Source organism: Salmonella sp. SAL4457 (genome assembly GCF_046548235.1).
Classification (GTDB): Bacteria; Pseudomonadota; Gammaproteobacteria; order Enterobacterales; family Enterobacteriaceae; genus Salmonella; species Salmonella enterica.
In genome coordinates this window covers 1-239 of record NZ_JBGDZO010001248.1, presented here as the reverse complement: position 1 = coordinate 239, position 239 = coordinate 1, and the positions used below count along the sequence as shown (strand labels likewise).

Sequence of the window (239 nt, the reverse complement as noted above, 5' to 3'; positions counted from 1 at the left end):
ACATCCATGAATCTTCTCAAATCATTGGCGGCGGTGAGTTCCATCACCATGCTGTCGCGGGTCCTCGGCTTCGTCCGCGATACCATCCTGGCGCGGATCTTCGGTGCCGGCCTCGCCACCGACGCCTTTTTCGTCGCCTTCAAGCTGCCCAACCTGTTGCGGCGGATCTTCGCCGAGGGGGCGTTTTCCCAGGCTTTCGTGCCGATCCTGGCAGAGTACAAGAACCAGCAGGGCGAGGA

The 239-nt window shown here is 61.1% G+C and carries 1 protein-coding gene; it reads left to right on the top strand.

What is annotated here, in order from left to right; genetic code table 11:
• Positions 1 to 6: 6 nt before the first annotated feature.
• The coding region (locus ACLJNW_RS28190) for a lipid II flippase MurJ (RefSeq protein WP_410961929.1) at positions 7 to 239 on the top strand (233 nt) is incomplete at its 3' end.